This window comes from Candidatus Sphingomonas colombiensis (genome assembly GCA_029202845.1).
Taxonomy (GTDB): Bacteria; Pseudomonadota; Alphaproteobacteria; order Sphingomonadales; family Sphingomonadaceae; genus Sphingomonas; species Sphingomonas colombiensis.
In genome coordinates this window covers 1920080-1941892 of record CP119315.1, presented here as the reverse complement: position 1 = coordinate 1941892, position 21813 = coordinate 1920080, and the positions used below count along the sequence as shown (strand labels likewise).

Genomic DNA, 21813 nt, shown 5'->3' with positions numbered 1-21813 from the left:
CTTCTATACTCCTCGCGCGCGGATCAGCGCGTCGTTCGTACTTTGGTCACAGCGGCCGGCCGCCCGATCGCGGCATAGGCCGCGACCCCGGCAAACAGCGACCCGGCGACCAGCAGCAGCAGCACCTTCTTCATCGCCTGTCCCCTAACTTATCGCATCAGTTCGCGCACGTCGGTGAGCCGGCCTTCGACCGCCGCCGCCGCCGCCATCGCTGGCGAGACGAGGTGAGTGCGCGCACCCGGCCCCTGCCGTCCCACGAAATTGCGGTTGCTGGTCGAGGCGCAACGCTCGCCCGGGGGCACCTTGTCCGGGTTCATCGCCAGGCACATCGAGCAGCCCGGCTCACGCCATTCAAAGCCGGCAGAGGCGAAGATGCGATCGAGCCCCTCGGCTTCGGCCTGTCGCTTGACGAGGCCCGAGCCGGGGACGACCATCGCGCGCACGCCATCGGCGACCCGCCGCCCGTTGGCGACCGCCGCCGCCGCGCGTAGATCCTCGATGCGGCTGTTGGTGCACGATCCGATGAAGACATGCTGGATCGCCACGTCCTCCATCCGCGTGCCGGGGGTGAGCCCCATATAATCGAGCGACTTGCGCGCCGCCGCCTGCTTGGACGGATCAGCGAAGCTTTCGGGATCGGGGACGATGCCGGTGATCGGCACCACATCCTCCGGGCTGGTGCCCCATGTCAGGCCGGGCGCGATATCGCTCGCGGCCAGCACGACGCGCTTGTCGTAACTCGCCCCCGGATCGGTGGCCAGCGAGCGCCACCACGCGACCGCCTTGTCCCAGTCCGCGCCGGCGGGTGCCATCGGGCGGCCTTTGAGATAGGCGAAGGTGACATCATCGGGCGCGATCATCCCGGCGCGTGCGCCGCCCTCGATCGACATATTGGCGACTGTCAGCCGCCCTTCGAGCGACATGGCGCGGATCACGTCGCCGGTATATTCGATGACATGGCCGGTGCCGCCGGCTGCGCCGATCTTGCCGATGATCGCGAGAATCACGTCCTTCGGGCTGACGCCGAAGCCGAGCGTGCCGTCAACGCGCACTTCCATCGTTTTCGATTGCGACAGCAGCAGCGTCTGCGTGGCGAGCACATGCTCCACTTCGCTGGTACCGATACCGAACGCCAGCGCGCCCAGCGCGCCATGCGCAGAGGTGTGGCTGTCACCGCACACCACCGTCGTCCCCGGCAGGGTGAAGCCCTGTTCCGGCCCGACGACATGGACGATGCCCTGCTCGGCGGCGAGCGCATCGATATAAGGCACGCCAAATTCCGCGACATTGTGGCGCAGCGCGGAAAGCTGAGTCGCGCTTTCGGGATCGGTGATCGGCAGTTCGTTGCCGGCCGCATCGACGCGCGCCGTGGTCGGCAGGTTGTGATCGGGCACCGCCAGCGTCAGATCGGGGCGGCGCACCTTGCGCCCGGCGGCGCGAAGCCCCTCGAACGCCTGCGGGCTGGTAACCTCATGAACGAGGTGGCGATCGATATAGATCAGGCAGGTGCCGTCATCGCGTCGTTCGACGACGTGCGCGTTCCAGACCTTTTCGTAGAGCGTGAGCGGGCGACTTAACATGATAGGTACGCATTAACCGCAAACGAGGCTTTCGCGAAACCCCGTTTGCGGGCCGTTTATCGCAAAGAAATTGCGCCGGGGCCGGTTCAGCCGCCCAACCCCACCTCATAATGCGCGGTCGTCTTGGCGGCGACCTCTTCGGCGGTGACCCCCGGCGCCAGTTCGATCAGCTTGAACGGCGAATTGTGATCCGGGCGCTGGAACACCGCGAGATCGGTGATGACCATATCGACCACGTTCTTGCCGGTGAGCGGCAGGGTGCATGCGTCGATGAACTTCGGATCGCCGTTCTTGCTGGTATGCTCCATTACGACGATGATCTTCTTCACACCGGCGACGAGATCCATCGCGCCGCCCATGCCCTTGATCATCTTGCCGGGGATCATCCAGTTGGCGATGTCGCCATTCTCGGCGATCTCCATCGCGCCCAGCACGGTCAGGTCGATATGGCCGCCGCGGATCATCGCGAAGCTCTGCTCCGACCCGAAATAGACCGATTGCGGCAATTCGCTGATCGTCTGCTTGCCGGCGTTGATCAGATCGGGATCGACCTCGTCGTCATACGGGAACGGCCCGATGCCGAGCATCCCGTTCTCCGACTGGAGCGTCACCTCCACCCCGGCTGGAATATGATTCGCGACCAGCGTCGGGATGCCGATGCCGAGATTGACGTAGAAGCCGTCGCGCAATTCCTTCGCGGCGCGCGCCGCCATCTCGTCACGGGTCCAGGCCATGGCTTACTCCTTGCGCGCGCCGGGATCTGACCAGCGCTTGTCTGCGGGAAAAATGTCGTCGAGGCCGCCCTTCAGCGCGGCGCCGTAAACGGGGTTGGGCAGCACGAACCACCCCGCGCCCCACAGCCGCGCGATCGCGGGTGCGGACGCGGCGGCGCGGCGCGCGGCGGGTTGCTGGCCGGCGTTGAACAGGTCGCTGAAATCGCCGAGCTGGTCGCCACCCATCGCGATCACGCAAAAGCGCTGCGCGATCATCGCGCGGCGGCCGTCCTTGTGGCTGCCGGTGGCATCGTCGCCGGTGAGATAAAGCGTATCGCCGTGCTTTGCCGGGCCGATTCCGGCGGCCTCGATCGTCGCGGCGGTTTCGGCGGCATTCTTCGCCGCGCGGTTGGTGTTGAACACCACGGTCACACCCAGCGCACGGAGCGCGGCGAGCGCCACTTGCGCACCGGGCGTCGGCGAGACCTTGCCCATGCCGGTGCGTTCCCAGCGATCCCAGAGCGTGTCATCAAAGGCGCGGCCGGGATGTTGCGCGTCATCCGCCTCGTAACCGAGGTTGAGCAGCACGGTTTCGTCCACGTCGAACACCGCCGCGAACGGCTTTGCGCCGCACGGCTCCCAAACCGGCGCGGCGAGAGTCGCACCTTCAGCCAGCAACACGCTGTCACGCGGGCGCGCGCGGACCTGCCTGGCGGCATAAGCAACCAACGCGTTCCACGCCTGAATGCTGATCGCGGCGCCCTCAGCCGAGCCGTAAAGATATTGGAAGCCCGGCGCGATCTGCGCGGGCGCCACGGCTGCGGGCGAACTCGCCACGGGCGCGACGGGCGCGGTCGCGCACGCCGTCAGCCCCAGCATCGGGCCGAGCACGGCAAGGCCCGCGAGCCGCTTCACGCCGTCGCGCGCTCCCGCACGGTGCGGAATTCGATCTTCTTGTCATAGGGCGCACCGACGATCAGCCGGTTCACATAGATGCCCGGCAGATGGATACCGTCGGGATCGAGGCTGCCCACCGGCACGATTTCCTCCACCTCGGCGACGCACACCTTGCCGGCGGTCGCCATCGGCTGGTTGAAGTTGCGCGCCGTCTTGCGGAAGATGAGATTGCCCGCCTCATCCGCCTTCCAGCCCTTGATGATGCTGAGATCGGCGCGGATGCCGCGTTCGAGGATATATTCCTGCCCGTCGAACAGCTTGACCTCTTTGCCCTCGGCCACCTGCGTGCCGACGCCGGTCTTGGTGTAGAAGCCGGGAATGCCCGCGCCACCGGCACGGCAGCGTTCGGCCAGCGTGCCCTGCGGGCAGAACTCGACCTCAAGCTCGCCGGAAAGATACTGCCGCTCGAACTCCTTGTTCTCGCCGACATAGGACGAGATCATTTTCTTCACCTGGCGCGTGCGGAGCAATTTGCCCAGCCCCTCGCCGTCGATCCCGGCGTTGTTGCTGGCGATGGTGAGATCTTTGGTGCCCGCCGCGAGGATCGCGTCGATCAGTCGTTCCGGGATGCCGCACAGGCCGAAGCCGCCCGCGCAGATCGTCATGCCATCGAACAGCACGCCATCAAGGGCGGCGGCGGCGTCGGGGTAGAGCTTCTTCATCGGCCGGTGACTCTCCGTTCATCCGGCCCGGCGGTTAGCGGGGGATGCGCGTCACCGCAAGCCAACCTGAATAGGTATTCAACTTTATCCCGCCGCGCACGGCGGGGCGTTAGAACAGCCCCTTCTCCACCCCCAGCGCCTCTGCGAGATCGTCCAGCGCCTGCGCCTCGCCGGTCACCTTGATCGCGTGCATGCCAAGCTCGGCCGCCGGCTTGCAGTTGATGCCAAGGTCATCGAGATAGACGCAACGTTCCGCCGGTTTGGCGAAATGCGCGAGCATCATTTGATAGATGCGCGGATCGGGCTTGCGGATGCCGACCTTGCTCGATTCGATCACGCAATCGAACCGCGCGAGCACGGTGCTCACCGCCTGGGCCCGCTCGCTGCTGCGCTCCATCCCCGCGCCTTCGCCTGCGGGCACGTTATTGGTGATGCAGCCGATGTGATAGCCGTGGCGCTTCAGCCAATCGAGCGCATGGACCATGCGCGGACGGATATCGCCGGCCAGCACCGCCAGCACATCCTCGCCGCGCAGGTTGTGGCCTAGCGCACTCGCCTCACGTGCGAAGGCCGCATCGAAACCGGCGGAATCGATCTCCGCGCGCTCGAACCGCGCCCAGGCATTGTCGTCGGGCGACAGCGCATTGACCTTGCGGATGAAATCCGGCGGCAGGCCGCGATCCCGCTCCAGCCGGTTGAACGCCTCGAACGGGGATGACGTGACCACCCCGCCGAAATCGAAGATCACTGTGTCGCGCTTCATCGCCCCATTCCGTGCCGTGGCGCGCGCCGCCGCGCAAGCCCCACCGCTATAAAGTGGCGCCCGCGAAATCGCCGATGAGATAGGTGACGAGCATCGCCGCCGCCCCCCAGAAGGTGACGCGCAGCGCGCCTTTCGCCGCCCCCGCGCCGCCAGCGCGCGCGCCGACCGCACCCAGCACCGCGAGCAGGACGAGCGCGACCGCCGGCACCGCCCAGACCAGTGTGTCGTCGGGCGCCAGCAATACAGTCAGCATCGGCGCGGCGCCCCCCGCGAAGAAGCTACCCGCTGAGGCAAGCGCCGCCTGCACCGGCCGTGCGGCGGCCGCGTCGGTCAGCCCGAGTTCGTCGCGCATATGGGTGGTGAGCGCGTCATGCGCGCTCATCTGCGTCGCAACCTGCTCCGCCAGCGCGGCATCCAGCCCGCGCGCGCGATAGATCGCGACCAGTTCGCGATGCTCCGCATCGGGATCGGCGGCAAGCTCGGCCGCCTCCTTCGCGCGATCGGCGCCTTCGGCATCGGCCTGGCTGTTGACCGAGACGAACTCCCCCGCCGCCATCGACATCGCGCCCGCCACCAGCCCGGCGATTCCCGCGAGCAGGATCGCCGATACGCCCGGCCGCGCCGCCGCGACGCCGACGATGATGCTGGAGACGGAGAGAATGCCGTCGTTCGCGCCGAGCACCGCCGCGCGCAGCCAGCCGATCCGATCCGCCGCATGAAACTCCCGGTGGCGGGGGCGCACCGATCAATATTCCAGTTTGAGGCCGGGGCGTTTCCAGCGCGTTTTCACCAGTCGCCCGGTGCCGGAAAGCGTGATCCACGCATCCATCATGTCTGCGCCACCGAAGCAGATATTGGTGGTGAAGATATCGTCGGTCGCGACGAACTCCACCAGTTCCCCGGCTGGCGAGATCACGCTGATCCCGCTCTCCCCGATCGTCGCAACGCAGACATTCCCAGATGCCTCCACCGCCAGCGAATCGAAGAATTTATATCCCGCCGGGCGATAGAGCGGGATGCCCGGGCCGCCGGGGCCCGCGTCGGGCGAAACCTTGCCGGGAGCGGTGATGTTGAAACGCATCAGCCGGCAGGTGTAGGTTTCGGCGGCGTAGAGGATCGTCCCATCGGGCGAGAGGCCGCAGCCGTTGGGATTGTTCGACGGGAAGATCACTTCCTCCAGATGGCTGCCATCGACCTTGCCGTAGAAGATGCCGACAATGTCATGCACGCGCTTCGCGTAATCGACCTTGCCGTGATCGGTGAACCAGAAGCCGCCATGTGCATCGAACACGATGTCGTTCGGTCCACGCAGTGTGCAGCCGAAATCGCCCGACTTGTAGAGCACCTCCACCTTGCCGGTCGCCGGGTCGATCCGCTCGATCCGGCCGCCGGAATAATTCTTCGCGATGCCGTGCGGCGCGAGATAGCCGTTCGATTCGAGATATTCGAACCCGCCATTGTTACAGCAATAGAGCATCCCGTCCGGCCCGATCGCGAGGCCGTTGGGGCCGCCACCCGGCTCGGCGACGGTGTGCTTGCGGCCATCGGGGGTGACGCGAGTGATTCGACCGGATTCGATCTCGACCAGGATGATGCTGCCATCGGGCATCCACACCGGGCCTTCGGGGAAACGCAGGCCATCGGCCACCAGGGTGAAATCGCTCACGCCGTCGCTCTCCTTGCTTTTTCTGTGCGGGAAGCATCGGTTAAGTCGAACGGCTTCGCAATAGCCGCCTTCCACCCTAGCGACCGCCCGGCTAGACCCTGTCGCATGGAGAGCAAAAACCGCACCGGGGGGCGTATCCTCGTCGATCAGCTTGTGGCGCAAGGCTGCGAGCGCATCTTCACCGTGCCGGGGGAGAGCTTCCTCGCCGTGCTCGATGCGCTGGTCGATACGCCGCAGATCGATGTCGTCACCTGTCGGCAGGAGGGCGGCGTGGCCTTCATGGCCTGTGCCGATGGCACGCTGACGCATCGCCCCGGCGTGGCCTTCGTCACGCGTGGGCCGGGCGCGACCAACGCATCGATCGGGGTGCATGTCGCGATGCAGGACAGCCAGCCGATGATCATGTTCGTCGGCGATGTCGATCGGGCGACGCGGGACCGCGAGGCGTTTCAGGAAATCAATTTCGAGGCGATGTTCGGCCCCGTCGCGAAATGGGCGGCGCGAATCGACGATGCGCGGCGCATCCCGGAATATGTCGCGCGCGCTTATGCCGTGGCGATGAACGGGCGGCCGGGCCCCGTGGTGCTGGCGCTGCCGGAGGACATGTTGCTCGATCGCGTGGAGGCGCTCGACCGGGCGCGGGTCGAGCGCGTTGCGCAGGCGCCCGATCCCGCCACGATCGACCGGCTCGCGGAGTTGCTCACGGCGGCGAAGCGCCCGGTTGCGATCGTTGGCGGCGCGGGATGGGATCAGGAAGCGGCGCGCGATTTCGCGGCCTGGGCCGATCGCGCGGGCGTGCCGGTGGTCGCTGCGTTCCGGCGGCAGGATGCGGTGCCCAATGATTGCCCGGCCTATGCCGGCAATCTTGGCTATGGCCCGAACCCGAAGCTCGTCGCGCGGGTGCGCGAGGCGGATCTGCTGCTCGTCGTCGGCGCACGGCTGGGCGAGGCGACGACCGACGGCTATACGCTCGTCACCCCAGATCACCCCGGTCAGCAATTGATCCACGTTCATCCCGATGCGGGCGAACTCGGCATGACCTATGCCACCGATCTCGCGATCTGCGCGTCGATGGCAGCCTTCGCGAGCGCGGTCGCCGCGATCGATGCGCCGGCGCGGGCGGACGCGGCGGCGGCGCATGGCGATTATCTCGCATGGTCCACGCCGCGCGCGCGCGACGGTGTGGTCATGGACCTCGGCCCATGCGTCGCCGCGATGCGCGAGCGGCTGCCGGCGGATACGATCATCTGCAACGGGGCGGGCAATTTCTCCGGCTGGTGGCATCGCTATTGGCCCTATGCGGGGCCGGGCACGCAGCTTGCACCCACGGCGGGGGCGATGGGCTATGGCGTGCCGGCGGCCGTGGCGGCGTCGCGGCGTCACCCGGAACGCATGGTGGTCGCGCTGGCGGGGGACGGCGATTTCCTGATGAACGGGCAGGAACTCGCCACCGCCGTGCAACATGGTTGCGATCTGCTGGTGATCCTTGTCGACAATGGCGCCTATGGCACGATCCGGATGCATCAGGAACGCGAGTTCCCGGGGCGCATTTCCGCCACCCGGCTCGCCAATCCCGATTTCGCGTTGCTCGCCCGCGCTTATGGCGGATGGAGCGAAACCGTGACCCGCACCGCCGATTTCGCTCCCGCGCTGGACCGCGCGATGGCCGAGCACGGCGTCCGACTGCTCCATGTGAAAACCGATATCGAGCAGATCACCGCCGGCACCACCCTCTCGGCAATCGCGAAGCGGTAGGGGCTCCCTACCGCTTCGCGGGCGATCAGAAGCGCACGCCGACGCCGGTCAGCACGCCGTTGGTCGAATAGCCGTCGCCATAAGTGGCGTAGCGATATTCGCTCTTGAGATAGACGATCGGCGACACCTTCACCTCGGCCCCGGCAGCAAGCAGCAGGCCATCGAGATTGCGCGTCTGATCGAGTTCGCGCACCTGCAAATTGCTGTAGCCGATCTTGCCGTAAAGCAGCGTGTTATGGGTGATCGGCGTGCCGATCCGGCCCGATACGTCAAACTCGCGCCGGCTGCGCAACGCGTCATCGGCATAGGATACGTCGGAGAAGTTCATTCCCCCTTCCACGCCGATCAGCAATTTGGGCGCCACCGCTTTGTCGTATCCGAGCGCAAAGCCATAACCGATGTCACTCGCCTTATCGCGGCCCGCGCCGCCGATATTGGAGAGATCGAAGCGAAGCTGGTCCAGCCCCACCGTCGCCTCCACGCGTGGTCCCTGAAAGGCTGTCGCGTCCTGCGCCTCGGCCGGTGTCGCGGCGATGGCGGCGAACAGCGCGACGCCCGCAACCGGCGCCAGCAGCGCGAGGCCAGCGACCGGGGCGGAAAGATACTGGTACATGATGAAACTCCTCGAACACGCCATCCGTGAGGGAACCGGGCGGCGGGGAGGAGAAACGCCTTTTTGCTCTCCGCGATATTGCGCGGGATTGCAGGATTACGGCGGCTTTGGGGCAAATTGTCGCGATCGTTCCGGCACCCGCAACATGATGCGAAAAGGGCCGCTCCGGCATCCCGAAACGGCCCATTCACGGCGAGCGCCGCACGACTTTTCAGGCACCGATCAGATATCGTCGCCCAGTGCGCCCTTCACCTTGCCGATGAACTGCTGGGCCTTGCCCTTCAGCTCCTGCCTGGCGCCCTCGCCCTCCAGCTCCGCGTCCTTGTCGGTGCGCGTAGCTGGGTCTTTATCGGCCATCGCCTGCTTCGCCTTGCCGACGGCCTCGTTCACGTTGCCTTTGATCTTGTCGACCAATTCGCCCATGTCCGGTCTCCTATGGGAACGCCGCGTGAGTGCGGCACCTGTGGAAAACCAACGGACCAACCGGCGGCCGGTTCCTCAGATCAGCCCGGCCAGCGGGCTGGACGGATCGGCATAGCGGCGCTTGCCCATGCGGCCGGCGCGATAGCTCAACCGCCCCGCCTCGACCGCCGCCTTCATCGCGGCAGCCATCAATATGGGGTCTTTCGCCTCGGCGATCGCGGTGTTCATCAGCACGCCATCGCAGCCAAGCTCCATCGCGCGCGCCGCGTCTGACGCCTGACCGACGCCGGCATCGACCAGCACCGGCACCTTCGCGCCCTCCACGATCAATCGGATCGTCACTTCATTCTGGATGCCGAGGCCCGATCCGATCGGCGCGCCCAGCGGCATGATCGCAACCGCGCCCGCATCCTCCAGCCGCTTCGCCGCGATGGGATCGTCGACGCAATAGACCATCGGCAGGAAGCCCTCCTTCGCGAGCACCTCCGTCGCGCGCAGCGTTTCCACCATATCGGGATAAAGCGTGCGCGCCTCGCCCAGCACCTCCAGCTTAACGAGATCCCAGCCGCCCGCCTCGCGCGCCAGCCGCAGCGTGCGGATCGCATCATCGGCGGTGAAGCAGCCGGCGGTGTTCGGCAGATATGTGATCTTCTTCGGATCGATGAAATCGGTCAGCATCGGCGCGTTCGGATCGCTGACGTTCACACGACGCACCGCGACCGTGACGATCTCCGCGCCGGACGCTTCCAGCGCGGCGGCGTTCTGCGCGAAATCCTTATATTTGCCGGTGCCGACGATCAGCCGCGAACGGAAGGTCCGCCCCGCCACCGTCCACGTGTCGTCGGCATGATCGCCACCACCAACGAAATGGACGATTTCCAGCTCGTCGCCGTCGTCGAGATGCACCGCACCGAGCGTGGAGCGCGGCACGACTTCCAGATTGCGTTCCACCGCCACTTTTTCCGGGGCGAAGCCGAGTTCATTGGCGAGGCCCGCGAGCGTCAGGCCGGCCGCGACGCGGCGATGCTCGCCGTTCACGGTGATCGAGATAGTGCCGTCGATATGCGTCATGCGGCGCCATCTAGGGCGCTCACGCAACAGGGGCAATGTTGCGCTTGGCGTTCGGCAATGCGAGAAGGGCCGCGATGAGCAGCCTCGTCTATGTCCTCAATGGCCCGAACCTCAATCTGCTCGGCACGCGCGAGCCGGAGATCTATGGCCATGACACGCTCGACGATATCGCCGGGCGGATGGAGGATCGCGGACGCGAACTGGGGCTGGAAATCGACATGCGTCAATCGAACCACGAGGGGCATCTCGTCGATTGGCTGCATGAGGCGCAGGCGAGCGGCGCAAAGGCCGTGATCCTCAACGCCGGAGCCTTCACCCACAGCTCGATCGCGCTGTATGACGCGATCAAGTCGGTGCGGACGCCGGTGATCGAGGTGCACCTGTCCAATCCACATACGCGGGAGGAATTCCGCCACATCTCTTTCGTCGGGCGCGCGGCGAAGGGCACGATCGCCGGTTTCGGCGCCGTGTCCTATATGCTCGCGCTTGAAGCAGCGGCGCGGTTCTGACAGAGCGCGCGCCCTGAAATTCCCAGGGGAAAATTGGTCACATGGCTGACAACGAAGATAACAAGGGCGCGATGAAGGTCGATGTCGGGCTGGTCCGCCAGCTGGCCGAATTGCTCGACGCGACCCACCTCACTGAGATCGAGGTGGAAGAAGGCGATCGCAAGATTCGCGTCGCGCGCAAGGCCGCTGCGGCCGCGCCTGCGATGCATTACGCTCCGGCGCCCGCCGCCGCACCGATGGCGCCGGTTGCAGCGCCCGCCGCCGCCGAGGCTCCGGCCGCGCCGAACCACGCCAATGCGGTGCGTTCGCCGATGGTCGGCACCGTCTATCTCGCCGCCGATCCGTCGGCAGCGCCATTCGTTTCGGTCGGCGCGCAGGTTAAGACCGGCGACACGTTGCTGATCGTCGAGGCGATGAAGGTGATGAACCCGATCCTCGCGCCCGGCACCGGCACGGTAAAGGCGATACTGGTCGAAAACGGCCAGCCGGTCGAATTCGATCAGCCGCTGGTCGTCGTCGAGTAAACAGATGCGCGCGGCGCCCGCCCGTTCCGTTTCCGGTGCGCCGGGGCGGGGCGCGGGCTGGTGCGGTCAGGAAACATAAAATGCCCCAGATCAAGAAACTGCTGATCGCCAATCGCGGCGAGATCGCGCTCCGCATCCATCGCGCGTGCCACGAAATGGGCATCAAGACGGTCGCGGTCCATTCGACCGCCGATGCCGATGCGATGCATGTGCGGCTCGCCGATGAGGCGATCTGCATCGGCCCGCCGTCGGCCGCCGAAAGCTATCTCAACATCCCGAACATCATCTCCGCCGCCGAGATCTCCGGTGCGGACGCGATCCATCCGGGCTACGGCTTCCTCTCCGAAAACGCCAAGTTCGCCGAGATCGTCGAGGCGCACGGGCTGATCTTCGTCGGGCCGAAGCCCGAACATATCCGCACGATGGGCGACAAGGTGGAGGCCAAGCGCACCGCCGGCGCGCTGGGCATGCCGCTCGTTCCCGGTTCCGACGGCGCGATCAGCGATGTCGACGAAGCGAAGAAGCTTGCCGCCGAAATCGGCTATCCCGTGCTGATCAAGGCCGCATCGGGCGGCGGCGGCCGCGGCATGAAGGTGGTGCCGAGCGAAGATCAGCTCGAAACGCTGATGCAGCAAGCGGGCAGCGAGGCGAAGGCGGCGTTCGGCGACGCGACCGTCTATATGGAGAAATATCTCGGCAACCCGCGCCACATCGAATTTCAGGTATTCGGTGATGGCAACGGCAACGCGATCCATCTCGGCGAGCGCGATTGCTCGCTCCAGCGGCGCCATCAGAAGGTGCTGGAAGAGGCCCCCTCCCCGGTCATCTCCGAAAGCGAGCGCGATCGGATGGGCGGGATCGTCGCCAAGGCGATGGCCGACATGGGCTATCGCGGCGCCGGTACGATCGAATTTCTGTGGGAAGACGGCGCGTTCTACTTCATCGAGATGAACACCCGGCTGCAGGTCGAACATCCCGTGACCGAGATGGTGACGGGCCTCGATCTGGTACGTGAACAGATCCGTATCGCCGAAGGTCATCCGCTGACGTTGCGTCAGCAGGACGTGCAGATCCGCGGCCATGCGATCGAATGCCGCATCAACGCCGAAGATCCGCGCACCTTCGCGCCCTCCCCCGGCCTGGTGAAGCAATATCACGCGCCGGGCGGGATGCATGTGCGCGTCGATTCGGGGCTGTACGCCGGCTATAAGGTGCCGCCCTATTACGACAGCATGATCGCCAAGCTGATCGTTTATGGCACCACCCGTCAGGGCGCGCTGCGCCGGCTGCGCCGCGCGCTGGAGGAATTCGTGATCGACGGGATGAAGACCACCATCCCGCTGCATCAGGCGCTGCTCGACGATCCTGAGTTCCAGCAGGGCGAATATACGATCAAGTGGCTGGAGGAGTGGCTGGCGAAGCAGGAATAGCATTCCTGCCGCGACTTTCCCCGGTCGACCGCCCCAATATGACCCACCTCGCGCGGATGAAGAATTCGCGCGAGGTGAAAGATTGTGCTAACCCTGATTTCACGAACGACCGCCGCCTGACCGAAGGCGCGGCGCAAGGGGTCGCATATCGCTCGATCAAGGGGGTGAGTATGCGAAATGCACTAAAGGCTTCGATAGCGACGGCGTTGATGGCGGCGGCACTGCCCGGCGCGGCGAACGCAGCGAATGTGATACCCACAAAATGGATTTTGATCGGCTGGCCCGGCGGAGACGGCGTGCTGCGGGCAGGTTCCGGCTGGGAAGCGGGCTCAACGCCGTCGAATATACTCAGCATCGCCAGCAGCACGCTCGCCCCCGATGGGCAGCAGTGGAACAACGGCTCGTTCTGGTGGGATCAGACGCAGACCGTTTCACCTTATTACATCACGGTGCAGCTCTCGCAGAGCTTCACCTTCGATCATCTCGTGCTTCAGGCCGACAATAACGACAGCTACCTCGTCGAATATTGGAATGGCTCGGGCTGGCAGTCGATATTCACCGCCGGCACGGTCGGCGGCTGGGGCCTGATGACGCGCGACAGCGGGATATTGGCGAATTTCACGACCAACCAATTCCGTTTATCGGCGATCGACGGGGATCAATATTATGCGATCTCCGGCTTTCAGGCGTTCACTGCCGGGGTGCCAGAGCCCGCGACCTGGGCGCTGATGATCCTCGGCTTCGGCGCGATCGGCGGTGCGATGCGTCGTCGGCGCGCGGCAACGGTCCGCTTCGCCTGACCCGCCTCCCCGGCCTCGCCGCGGCCGGGGGAGATCGCTTGCATCCCCGCCCGGGCTGAGCGACGATCGACCCCCGGCGTCGGGAGGGGGAAAGCGCATGTTCATTGGCCATTACGCACCGGCGCTCGTCGCCGCGAGCAGCCCAAGAGCGCAGCGATTGGGCGCGCTGTTCATCGCGGCCCAATTGGTCGACATCGCCTTCTTCAGCTTCGTTCTGATCGGCGTCGAGCATATGCGCGCCGTGCCCGGCTTCACGACGATGAACGCGATGGACCTCTATGACATGCCCTATACCCACAGCCTGATCGGCGCGCTGGGCTTTGCGGCGGCATGGGCGGTCGGCACGCGATTGCTGGGCGGCGGATGGCCGGCGGCCGCGATCGGCGCGGCGGTGGTGACGTCGCACTGGCTGCTCGATCTGCTGGTCCACGCCCCCGACCTGACTCTGCTCGGGGGCGGCACGCGCTACGGCATGGCGCTTTGGAATCATCCGGCGATCGAGATGCCGCTGGAACTTGTGCTGACCGGCGGCGCGCTGCTGTTCTACGCCAGCCGCACCGAGACAAAGGGCGCGGGCGGCCGCCTGTCGCTCGCCCTGCTGACCATCGCGCTGTTCGCGCTGCAGGCGTTCAACTGGCTCCAGCCGCAGCCGACCGCCCCGATCGATCCGGTGCCGGCATCGCAACCTTTGCTCGCGCTGGTCGCTTATGGATTGCTTGCGGCGCTCGCCTTTTGGGTCGCGCGGACGCGGGCGCTGAAGGGTGGACCACGCGTCCGGCTTGTTTAGAAAGAGGGCATGAAAGCAACCATCTGGCACAATCCGCGCTGTTCGAAATCGCGTGAGACGCTCGCCCTGCTCAACGCCGCCGGGGCAGATGTTAGCATCATCGACTATCTGAAGGCGCCGCCGACGCGCGACGAACTGGCGCGCATCTACGCGCGCGGCGGAATCGCGCCGTGCGATGCGATGCGCAAGGACGCGCCCGCGCTCGCCAGCAATGATGATGCGCTGGATGCAATGGCGGCGAATGCCGCGCTGATCGAACGGCCGGTGGTCGAGACCGAAAAGGGCGTCGTCATCGGTCGCCCGCCCGAGCGCGTGCACGAGATTCTGTGAACCTTCCAGACGCGACCCGCTGGCGCGTCAGGCGTGCCGCTCGCGCGGCCGTGGTGATCGACGCGGACGATTATTTCCGCGCCGCATGGGAAGCGATGCAGCGGGCGCGACACCAGATTTTGCTGGTCGGCTGGGATTTCGATGCCCGTATCCGGCTGATCTGGGACGAGGGCCAGCCCGGTGTTCCGGTTACGGTGGGCGAATTCATCGGCTGGCTGGTCGATCGCACGCCGGGGCTGGAAGTCTATATCCTGCGCTGGGACAAGGGCGCACTGAAGACACTATTTCGCGGCAAGACCTTGTGGACGCTCACCAAATGGCGGTTTGCAAGGCGCAATATCCATCTGAAGCTCGATAACCACCATCCGATCGCCGCGTCGCAGCACCAGAAGATCGTAGTGATCGACGATTCGATCGCCTTCTGCGGCGGGATCGACATGACGGACGCACGCTGGGACACCCGCGCCCATCGCGATGGCGACCCGCACCGCGTCACCCCGCGGGGCAAGCCCTATAAACCGTGGCATGATGCGACGACGGCGCTGGAGGGACCAATCGCCGCCGCGCTCGGTGAATTATGCCGCGATCGCTGGCGCATCGCGGGCGGCGCGACCGTTCCCGCGCCGCCGCAGCACGATGATTGCTGGCCCCCCAGCCTGACACCCGATTTCATCGATACCGATGTCGCGATCTCACGCACCCAGCCGCATCATGCGGATCAGCCGGAGGTTCACGAGATCGAACGGCTCTACGTTCATCTGATCCGGCGGGCAAAGCGACGCATCTACGCCGAAAGCCAGTATTTCGCGTCGCGTCGCGTCGCGGAGGCGATCGCGGCGCGGCTTGCCGAGCCGGATGGCCCGGAAATCGTCATCATCAACCCGGTGGTGGCGCAGGGCTGGCTGGAGCCGATCGCGATGGACACCGCGCGCGCGCGATTGTTCCAGGCGCTGAAGCAGCACGATCGGCATGACCGGCTGCGCATGTATCATCCGATCGCCGCGTCGGGCCGGCCGATCTATGTCCATGCCAAGGTGCTGGTAATCGATGAGGAAGTGGTCCGCGTCGGCTCGTCGAATTTCAACAATCGTTCGCTCCGGCTCGATACCGAATGCGATGTGACAATTGTCGACACCGGCCCGCGGATCGCCGAAATCCGCGACGGGCTGGTCGCGGAACATCTTGGGCGCGAACCGGCGGAAATTACCGCCTCGATCGCCGAAAAGGGGTTGATTGCCACGATCGAGGCGTTGCGCGGCGCGGGGCGGTCGCTGATCCCTTATCGGGTCCCCGATCTCGACGGCGTGAAGAAATGGCTCGCCGACAATGAGGTGCTCGATCCCGAAGGCCCGGCGGAAATGTTCGAGCCGCTGTCGAAGCGCGGGCTGCTGCGCCGGCTGGGGCGCCGCATCAGGAAACATTAGCCGGAGCACGATCCCCATCCGAAATTGTCGGCGATCGGGCCGTTTCGGCGATCGATCACACCATCCCGGTGTTGTTCCAACCGGCTTCGCGCCTTAAGGGCGCTGGCATGAGCCAGATCACGCCCGAGATCGTCGCCGAACACGGCCTCTCTCCGCAGGAATATGACCGCCTCCTCCACGCGCTCGGCCGCGAGCCGAATATGGTGGAATTGGGCATCTTCTCGGTGATGTGGTCCGAGCATTGCAGCTACAAATCCAGCCGCATCCACCTGAAGAAGCTGCCGACCGAGGCGCCCTGGGTGATCTGCGGCCCCGGCGAGAATGCCGGCGTGATCGATATCGGCGATGGGCAAGCCGCCATCTTCAAGATGGAGAGCCACAACCACCCGAGCTACATCGAGCCCTATCAGGGCGCGGCGACCGGCGTCGGCGGCATCCTGCGCGACGTGTTCACGATGGGCGCGCGGCCGATCGCCAATATGAACGCGCTGCGCTTCGGCCGGCCCGATCACCCCAAGATGCGCCACCTGATTTCCGGCGTGGTCCATGGCATCGGCGGCTATGGCAATTGCGTCGGCGTGCCGACAGTGGGTGGCGAGGTGAATTTCCACCCGGCCTATGACGGCAATATCCTCGTCAACGCGATGACCGTGGGCGTCGCGGATACCGACAAGATTTTCTATTCGGCCGCTTCCGGCATCGGCAATCCGATCGTCTATGTCGGCTCCAAGACGGGGCGCGACGGCATCCACGGCGCGACCATGGCTTCCGCCGATTTCGGCGAGGATGCCGATGCCAAGCGCCCGACGGTGCAGGTCGGCGATCCCTTCACCGAAAAGCTGCTGATCGAAGCGTGCCTTGAGCTGATGTCCTCCGACGCGATCGTCGCGATTCAGGATATGGGCGCGGCCGGCCTCACCTCCTCCAGCGTCGAGATGGCGTCGAAGGGCGGTGTCGGCATCGAACTAATCATGGATGACGTGCCGCAGCGCGAAACCGGCATGACACCCTATGAAATGATGCTCTCCGAATCGCAGGAGCGCATGTTGATGGTCCTGAAGCCCGGTCGCGAGGCCGAGGCGGAGGCGATCTTCCGCAAGTGGGAGCTGGATTTCGCGGTGATCGGTCATGTCACCGATACCGGCCGCATGGTGCTGAAGTGGAAGGGCGATGTCGTATGCGACATTCCGCTCGGGCCCCTCGCCGACGAAGCGCCGCTCTACGATCGCCCGCACGTGCCCACCCCGCCGGCCAAGGCGCTGGTGAACGTGCCGCAAACGCAGGATATCGCCGCCGATCTGGTGACGCTGATGGGCTCGCCGGATATCGCCAGCCGCCGCTGGATCTGGGAGCAATACGATCACATGGTCGGCGCGGACACGTCGCAGCGCCCCGGTGGCGACGCCGCGGTGGTGCGCGTCCACGGCACCGCCAAGGGGCTCGCGATCACCACCGATTGCACCCCGCGCTATTGCTTCGCGGACCCGGTGGAGGGCGGCAAGCAGGCGGTCGCCGAGACGTGGCGCAACCTGACGGCGGTGGGCGCGACCCCGCTCGCCATTACCAATTGCCTGAATTTCGCCAATCCGCAGCGGCCCGAGATCATGGGCCAGATCGTCGGCTGCCTCGAAGGCATGGGCGACGCCTGTCGCGCGCTGGACTACCCGATCGTGTCGGGCAACGTCAGCCTTTACAACGAGAGCAAGGCGACCGGCGGCGGATCGGCGATCCTGCCGACGCCCGCGATCGGTGGCGTCGGCATCCTGCAAGACTGGACCAAATCCGCGACGATCGCCTTCAAGGGATCGGGCGACGTGATCCTCGCCGTCGGCACCCGCCACGGCCATCTCGGGCAGAGCCTGTGGCTGCGCGAATGCCATGGCCGCGAGGAAGGCCCGCCGCCGCGCGTCGATCTCGCGCGCGAAAAGGCGACGGGCGATCTGATCCGCGCCGGGATTCAGTCGGGCCAGCTTTCGGCGGTGCACGACGTGTCCGACGGGGGCATCGCGGTGACGCTCGCTGAGATGGCGCTCGCGGGCGATATGGGTGCGATGATCGACCGCAAGCAGCCGTTCGGTTGCGCCGAATCGTTCTTCGCGGAGGATCAGGGCGTCTATGTCGTGACCGTCCACGATCATTCGCTGGCCGATTTCCTGGCCGCCGCGCATGAGGCAGGCGTAGAAGCCGAGCCGCTCGGCCGCACCGGCGGCAAGCGCCTGATCTTCGAACGCCCCAATCGCGATGACGTGGTGGCGCTGGAAACGCTGCGTGAGGCGCATGAAGGCTTCTTCCCGAAGCTGATGGCCACGGCATGAGGCCTCTCGCGCGCCGCATCGCCATGCTCGCGGCGCTCGCGCTCGCTGGCATGGCGATGCCAGCAAGCGCGCAGGAAGCGGCGGAGCCCGATTTCTTCGGCGGCGCGATCTGCCAGCCGCCTTATTCGTTCGACGGCGCCACCGCGCTTTATCATGCGGCGGAAAAGCTGGGGAAGCATGACACGTCAGGGCTTGGCGGGGCGATCTATCACCTTCCCGCGCCGATCACGCGCGACGGTTTCACCACGCAGGACGTGCTGTTCGCGGGCTCCGCATATGGCGTGCTGATCGCGGGCGAAGTGGCGGCGCAGCTTGCGGAAACCTATCACCTCACGCCGGAAAAGACGCATCTGCTCGGCGCATCCTCCGTCGGCTTCTCACGTGTCCTGCCGGACGCGGAGCAGCCGATGAAGGACATGGGCCTCGTCTCGATCGTCGCGCGGCAAGGACGCGGACTGAAGGGCAGGACGATGCTGGCGTGCGAATTCGTCACGAACGAAGATCGCGAGCGGCTGGAAATGTTCGAAAAGGCGTCGGGCAAATAGCGCCGGCCTCCACTCAATGTGGTGGCGAGCATCATAACAGTACAGCGCGGGCAATGACATGACAGGGCGATTCTTCATCGCACCCTGTCTTCAACCACCCGTGAAACAAAATCAGGCGCGCACGGCTTGCGAACGAAACGGTCGCCCTGACGCGGCCCGAGCAAAACCCCGTCCCACGAAAAAGGCGCCGGCTGTTTCCAACCGGCGCCTCGTTTCTTCAATAGATAGACGCAACCGATCAGGCGGCGAAGCGGACCGCACCCCGCCGGCGCGAACGCAACATGCCGCCAACAGCACCAAAGCCCATGATCATCAGGGCCCAGGTTGCCGGTTCGGGAACGCCCGCGCTGCTCAAACCCTCAACGCGGAATTGCTTCGCGGTTCCAATCCCCGGGTTGAAGTTGAACGCGACGTCGTAAATGCCCGTGCCGGCCAGCGTGAACTTGTTCTGGCCCGAACCCGTCACCGTGCAGATGGAGCAATTCGACGAATCAAACAGCGCGATTCCATTCACCAGCATGGTGAAGGTGTTGTCGCTCCCCTTCTTCATGTTTGCGAAGGAGAAGGTGAGGTTGTCCCACGCAGAGCCGAACAACACATCCAGATTGGTTATCGCGCCCTGGACGGTGGCCTCACCCTTGCCGGTGATCGACAGCGCATTGGTCGACGTGAAGGTGACGTCTCCCGCGTTACCGGATACACCATTGACGTTTCCGTAAATCGTGTTGCCGCTCTGCGTGCCGTTCGAGTGGACGCCATTCTGGCCGCCGAATGAATCATTAGCCGTCAACGTAAAGCCGCCGACCGTCACTGCAGCACTTGCCGGCATGGCAACAGTCAGCGCCGAAAGAGCAAGAGCTGCCGCTCCGCCGAATTTAATAATCATCCCCAATCTCCCGATTTCAGATAGTCAAAGCCAGCGACCAACACCGTAATACCGCTTATTGATATTTGGTGGTTGTCTAGCCGGTCCTAACGTTTCATTCACTTGGCGATTTCCAAAGCGAATCCTGTTTCGGGACGGTGCGTTTACGCGACGGATGCCGCCGCCATCCGCCGTGTCCCCGGATAAGCGAACAACAGGTCGCTCCCCGCTTCGGCGTGCAGTTCCTCGGCCCCGGACACCATCACGCATTCGCCGGCCCGCCACGCGACCCCGCCGATCACGCCGGAACCGGCGATGGGCACCAGCCAGCCCGATTCCCCGTCCGGCAATGCAATATCTCGATTACCGCCGCTCCACCGCTCCAGCACGAATTTCGGCCCTTCGACCAGAATCGTGCGGCCGGGCGACACCTCGCCGGGCATCGGCGGTGGAGACCATGGGTTGAGATCCGCCACCGCGACGCCATCATCCAGATGCAATTCACGCCCCCGGCCGTAATCATACAGGCGATAGGTAACGTCGGCATTCTGCTGCACTTCGATAACGGTCAGCCCCGCGCCGATCGCGTGGATCACCCCGGAATGCGAATAATAGAAATCGCCCGCCTTCACCGGCTTCCAGTCGAGCTTGCCCTCGATCGTTCCGTCGAGTGCGCTCGCGCGCAGTTCTTCCGCCGTCAGCGGCGCCTTTGGCCCGATTGCGATCGTCGAATCGGGCTCGGCGGCAAGGACTACCCAGCATTCGTCCTTGCCGCGCGGCAAGCCGCGCGCCCGCGCCTCGGCGTCGGACGGATGATCCTGCACCGACAGTTTTTCGCTCGTGAACAGATATTTGATCAGCAATTCCGGCTCATAGGGATGCGGCGACTGAAACCACACTTCGCCGATCGGCTTTCCGCCCGGCACCGGGTCCGGAAAGCCGGGATAAAGGTGATCGCGGCCCCATGGCTTTTCGACGCGCTTGGTCGCCAGCAAGGTCGCAGTCATGTCCGTCTCCGAATAGCTCGATCGTCGGCATTCAACGCACGTCGCATTGAATGCGTTTCCCCGTTGTTCGCGGCGGCGGGCATAGGCTAAAGGCGTTATAGATGCGTACCCATTTTTCTCGTCCGCTGGCATTGGCGCTGGTCGCCGCTCTCGCCATTCCGATCGCCGGCTGCGCCCGCAATCGCGCCAAGGGCGATCTGCCCTATGTCGCGCGCGACGTGGGTACGCTCTACACGGCTGCGAAGAATCGGCTCGATCAGCATCGCTACAAGGAAGCCGCCGCGCTGTTCGATGAAGTGGAGCGGCAGCACCCCTATTCGATCTGGGCGCGCCGTGCGCAGCTGATGGGCGCGTTCAGCCATTATCTCGCGCGCAGCTATACGGATTCGATCCAGTCTGCGCAGCGGTTCATCTCGGTCCATCCCGGCAACAAGGATGCGCCTTACGCTTATTACCTGATCGCGCTGTGCTATTATGAGCAGATCAGCGACGTCACCCGCGATCAGAAGATCAGTTCCCAGGCGCAGGATGCGTTGGGCGAGCTGATCCGCCGCTATCCCAATTCGCGCTACGCCGCCGATGCGCGGCTGAAGGTCGATCTGGTCCGCGATCACCTCGCGGGCAAGGAAATGGAGATCGGCCGCTTCTACGAACGGCGCGGCCAGTGGCTCGCGGCGACGCTGCGCTTCCGCAAGGTGATCGACGAATATCAGACCACGACGCATACGCCCGAGGCGCTGATGCGGCTGACCGAAACCTATCTGGCGCTCGGCGTGCGCAACGAGGCGGAGAAATCCGCCGCCGTGCTCGGCGCGAACTATCCCGGCACCGATTGGTATGCGCGCGCCTTCAAGCTGGTGAAGGAATATCCGCCCGCTACGATCGCGCCGATTGCTCCCGGCCAGCCGATCGTGCCGGTGGCAACCACGCCGGCCGCGACGCCGGGCACCGCCGCGCCATCCGCCGCCCCGGCGGTGGAAACACCCGGCAAGCCGACGGCGGCAAGCCCGTCTTCCGCCACGCCGGGAAACTGATGGCATGATCCGGGCGCGGATCGTTGCCGCCCGGTATGGC

23 protein-coding genes are annotated in these 21813 nt (G+C 65.3%); 11 read left to right on the top strand and 12 right to left on the bottom strand.

The annotated features are described in order from the left end of the window. Window positions 1-149 precede the first annotated feature (149 nt). From leuC to P0Y64_09265, 7 genes are all read right to left on the bottom strand, one after another. Window positions 150-1580, bottom strand: coding sequence for a 3-isopropylmalate dehydratase large subunit (gene leuC, locus P0Y64_09295; GenBank protein WEK41634.1), 1431 nt, complete (start codon window positions 1578-1580; stop codon window positions 150-152). Window positions 1581-1666: 86 nt separating this feature from the next. Continuing rightward, window positions 1667-2314, bottom strand: a complete 648-nt coding sequence (locus P0Y64_09290) for a 3-oxoacid CoA-transferase subunit B (protein WEK41633.1) — start codon at window positions 2312-2314, stop codon at window positions 1667-1669. 3 nt (window positions 2315-2317) lie between these two features. Beyond that, a complete protein-coding gene (locus P0Y64_09285) occupies window positions 2318-3172 on the bottom strand; it encodes an HAD family acid phosphatase (protein WEK45018.1) in 855 nt (284 codons plus the stop codon). Window positions 3173-3204: 32 nt separating this feature from the next. Beyond that, a complete protein-coding gene (locus P0Y64_09280) occupies window positions 3205-3912 on the bottom strand; it encodes a CoA transferase subunit A (protein ID WEK41632.1) in 708 nt (235 codons plus the stop codon). 109 nt (window positions 3913-4021) lie between these two features. Beyond that, a complete protein-coding gene (locus tag P0Y64_09275; GenBank protein ID WEK41631.1) occupies window positions 4022-4675 on the bottom strand; it encodes an HAD-IA family hydrolase in 654 nt (217 codons plus the stop codon). A gap of 46 nt (window positions 4676-4721) precedes the next feature. Beyond that, window positions 4722-5417: a VIT family protein gene (locus tag P0Y64_09270; GenBank protein WEK41630.1), complete on the bottom strand. Its 696-nt coding sequence runs from the start codon at window positions 5415-5417 to the stop codon at window positions 4722-4724. 3 nt (window positions 5418-5420) lie between these two features. Continuing rightward, a complete protein-coding gene (locus tag P0Y64_09265) occupies window positions 5421-6341 on the bottom strand; it encodes an SMP-30/gluconolactonase/LRE family protein (GenBank protein ID WEK41629.1) in 921 nt (306 codons plus the stop codon). A gap of 105 nt (window positions 6342-6446) precedes the next feature. Between P0Y64_09265 and P0Y64_09260 the strand changes: the two genes are divergently transcribed. Further along, entirely contained in the window at window positions 6447-8096 is a 1650-nt protein-coding gene (locus P0Y64_09260) for a thiamine pyrophosphate-binding protein (protein ID WEK41628.1), read from the top strand. Between the two features lie 25 nt (window positions 8097-8121). Here P0Y64_09260 and P0Y64_09255 read toward each other — a convergent pair whose 3' ends face one another. From P0Y64_09255 to thiS, 3 genes are all read right to left on the bottom strand, one after another. After that, window positions 8122-8709 carry an outer membrane beta-barrel protein gene (locus P0Y64_09255; GenBank protein ID WEK41627.1) on the bottom strand — a complete coding sequence of 196 codons (588 nt, stop codon included), beginning with the start codon at window positions 8707-8709 and terminating at the stop codon, window positions 8122-8124. 222 nt (window positions 8710-8931) lie between these two features. Next, window positions 8932-9132 (bottom strand): CsbD family protein, encoded by a 201-nt coding sequence (locus P0Y64_09250; GenBank protein WEK41626.1) that lies wholly within the window; start codon window positions 9130-9132, stop codon window positions 8932-8934. A 75-nt stretch (window positions 9133-9207) separates the two neighbouring features. After that, on the bottom strand, window positions 9208-10203 hold the full coding sequence (gene thiS, locus P0Y64_09245; GenBank protein WEK41625.1) for a sulfur carrier protein ThiS: 996 nt from the start codon (window positions 10201-10203) through the stop codon (window positions 9208-9210). Window positions 10204-10277: 74 nt separating this feature from the next. Between thiS and aroQ the strand changes: the two genes are divergently transcribed. The 9 genes from aroQ to P0Y64_09200 all read left to right on the top strand — a co-directional run bounded on the left by aroQ (window position 10278) and on the right by P0Y64_09200 (window position 18867). Next, window positions 10278-10712: a type II 3-dehydroquinate dehydratase gene (aroQ, locus tag P0Y64_09240; GenBank protein ID WEK41624.1), complete on the top strand. Its 435-nt coding sequence runs from the start codon at window positions 10278-10280 to the stop codon at window positions 10710-10712. Between the two features lie 41 nt (window positions 10713-10753). Then, window positions 10754-11236, top strand: coding sequence for an acetyl-CoA carboxylase biotin carboxyl carrier protein (gene accB / locus P0Y64_09235; GenBank protein ID WEK41623.1), 483 nt, complete (start codon window positions 10754-10756; stop codon window positions 11234-11236). 80 nt (window positions 11237-11316) lie between these two features. Then, window positions 11317-12666, top strand: a complete 1350-nt coding sequence (gene accC / locus P0Y64_09230) for an acetyl-CoA carboxylase biotin carboxylase subunit (GenBank protein ID WEK41622.1) — start codon at window positions 11317-11319, stop codon at window positions 12664-12666. Next, window positions 12645-13466: a PEPxxWA-CTERM sorting domain-containing protein gene (locus P0Y64_09225; GenBank protein ID WEK41621.1), complete on the top strand. Its 822-nt coding sequence runs from the start codon at window positions 12645-12647 to the stop codon at window positions 13464-13466. Before accC ends, P0Y64_09225 begins: the two co-directional genes overlap by 22 nt. Before the next feature lie 97 nt (window positions 13467-13563). Then, window positions 13564-14253, top strand: coding sequence for a hypothetical protein (locus P0Y64_09220; GenBank protein ID WEK41620.1), 690 nt, complete (start codon window positions 13564-13566; stop codon window positions 14251-14253). A 9-nt stretch (window positions 14254-14262) separates the two neighbouring features. Beyond that, window positions 14263-14583: an arsenate reductase (glutaredoxin) gene (locus tag P0Y64_09215; GenBank protein WEK41619.1), complete on the top strand. Its 321-nt coding sequence runs from the start codon at window positions 14263-14265 to the stop codon at window positions 14581-14583. Further along, window positions 14580-16007, top strand: coding sequence for a phospholipase D-like domain-containing protein (locus P0Y64_09210; protein ID WEK41618.1), 1428 nt, complete (start codon window positions 14580-14582; stop codon window positions 16005-16007). Before P0Y64_09215 ends, P0Y64_09210 begins: the two co-directional genes overlap by 4 nt. 107 nt (window positions 16008-16114) lie before the next feature. Further along, window positions 16115-18322 carry a phosphoribosylformylglycinamidine synthase subunit PurL gene (purL, locus tag P0Y64_09205; protein WEK41617.1) on the top strand — a complete coding sequence of 736 codons (2208 nt, stop codon included), beginning with the start codon at window positions 16115-16117 and terminating at the stop codon, window positions 18320-18322. Beyond that, complete coding sequence (locus P0Y64_09200; protein ID WEK41616.1) at window positions 18319-18867, top strand: hypothetical protein; 549 nt, start codon at window positions 18319-18321, stop codon at window positions 18865-18867. Before purL ends, P0Y64_09200 begins: the two co-directional genes overlap by 4 nt. Before the next feature lie 238 nt (window positions 18868-19105). Here P0Y64_09200 and P0Y64_09195 read toward each other — a convergent pair whose 3' ends face one another. After that, window positions 19106-19753: a PEPxxWA-CTERM sorting domain-containing protein gene (locus P0Y64_09195; GenBank protein ID WEK41615.1), complete on the bottom strand. Its 648-nt coding sequence runs from the start codon at window positions 19751-19753 to the stop codon at window positions 19106-19108. A 143-nt stretch (window positions 19754-19896) separates the two neighbouring features. After that, on the bottom strand, window positions 19897-20739 hold the full coding sequence (locus tag P0Y64_09190; GenBank protein WEK41614.1) for a class I mannose-6-phosphate isomerase: 843 nt from the start codon (window positions 20737-20739) through the stop codon (window positions 19897-19899). Window positions 20740-20840: 101 nt separating this feature from the next. Here P0Y64_09190 and bamD point away from each other — a divergent pair, with 101 nt between their 5' ends. Then, the gene (bamD, locus tag P0Y64_09185) at window positions 20841-21773 is read left to right on the top strand and encodes an outer membrane protein assembly factor BamD (protein ID WEK41613.1); all 933 of its coding nucleotides are present in this window, start codon (window positions 20841-20843) and stop codon (window positions 21771-21773) included. The last annotated feature ends 40 nt before the right edge of the window (window positions 21774-21813 follow it).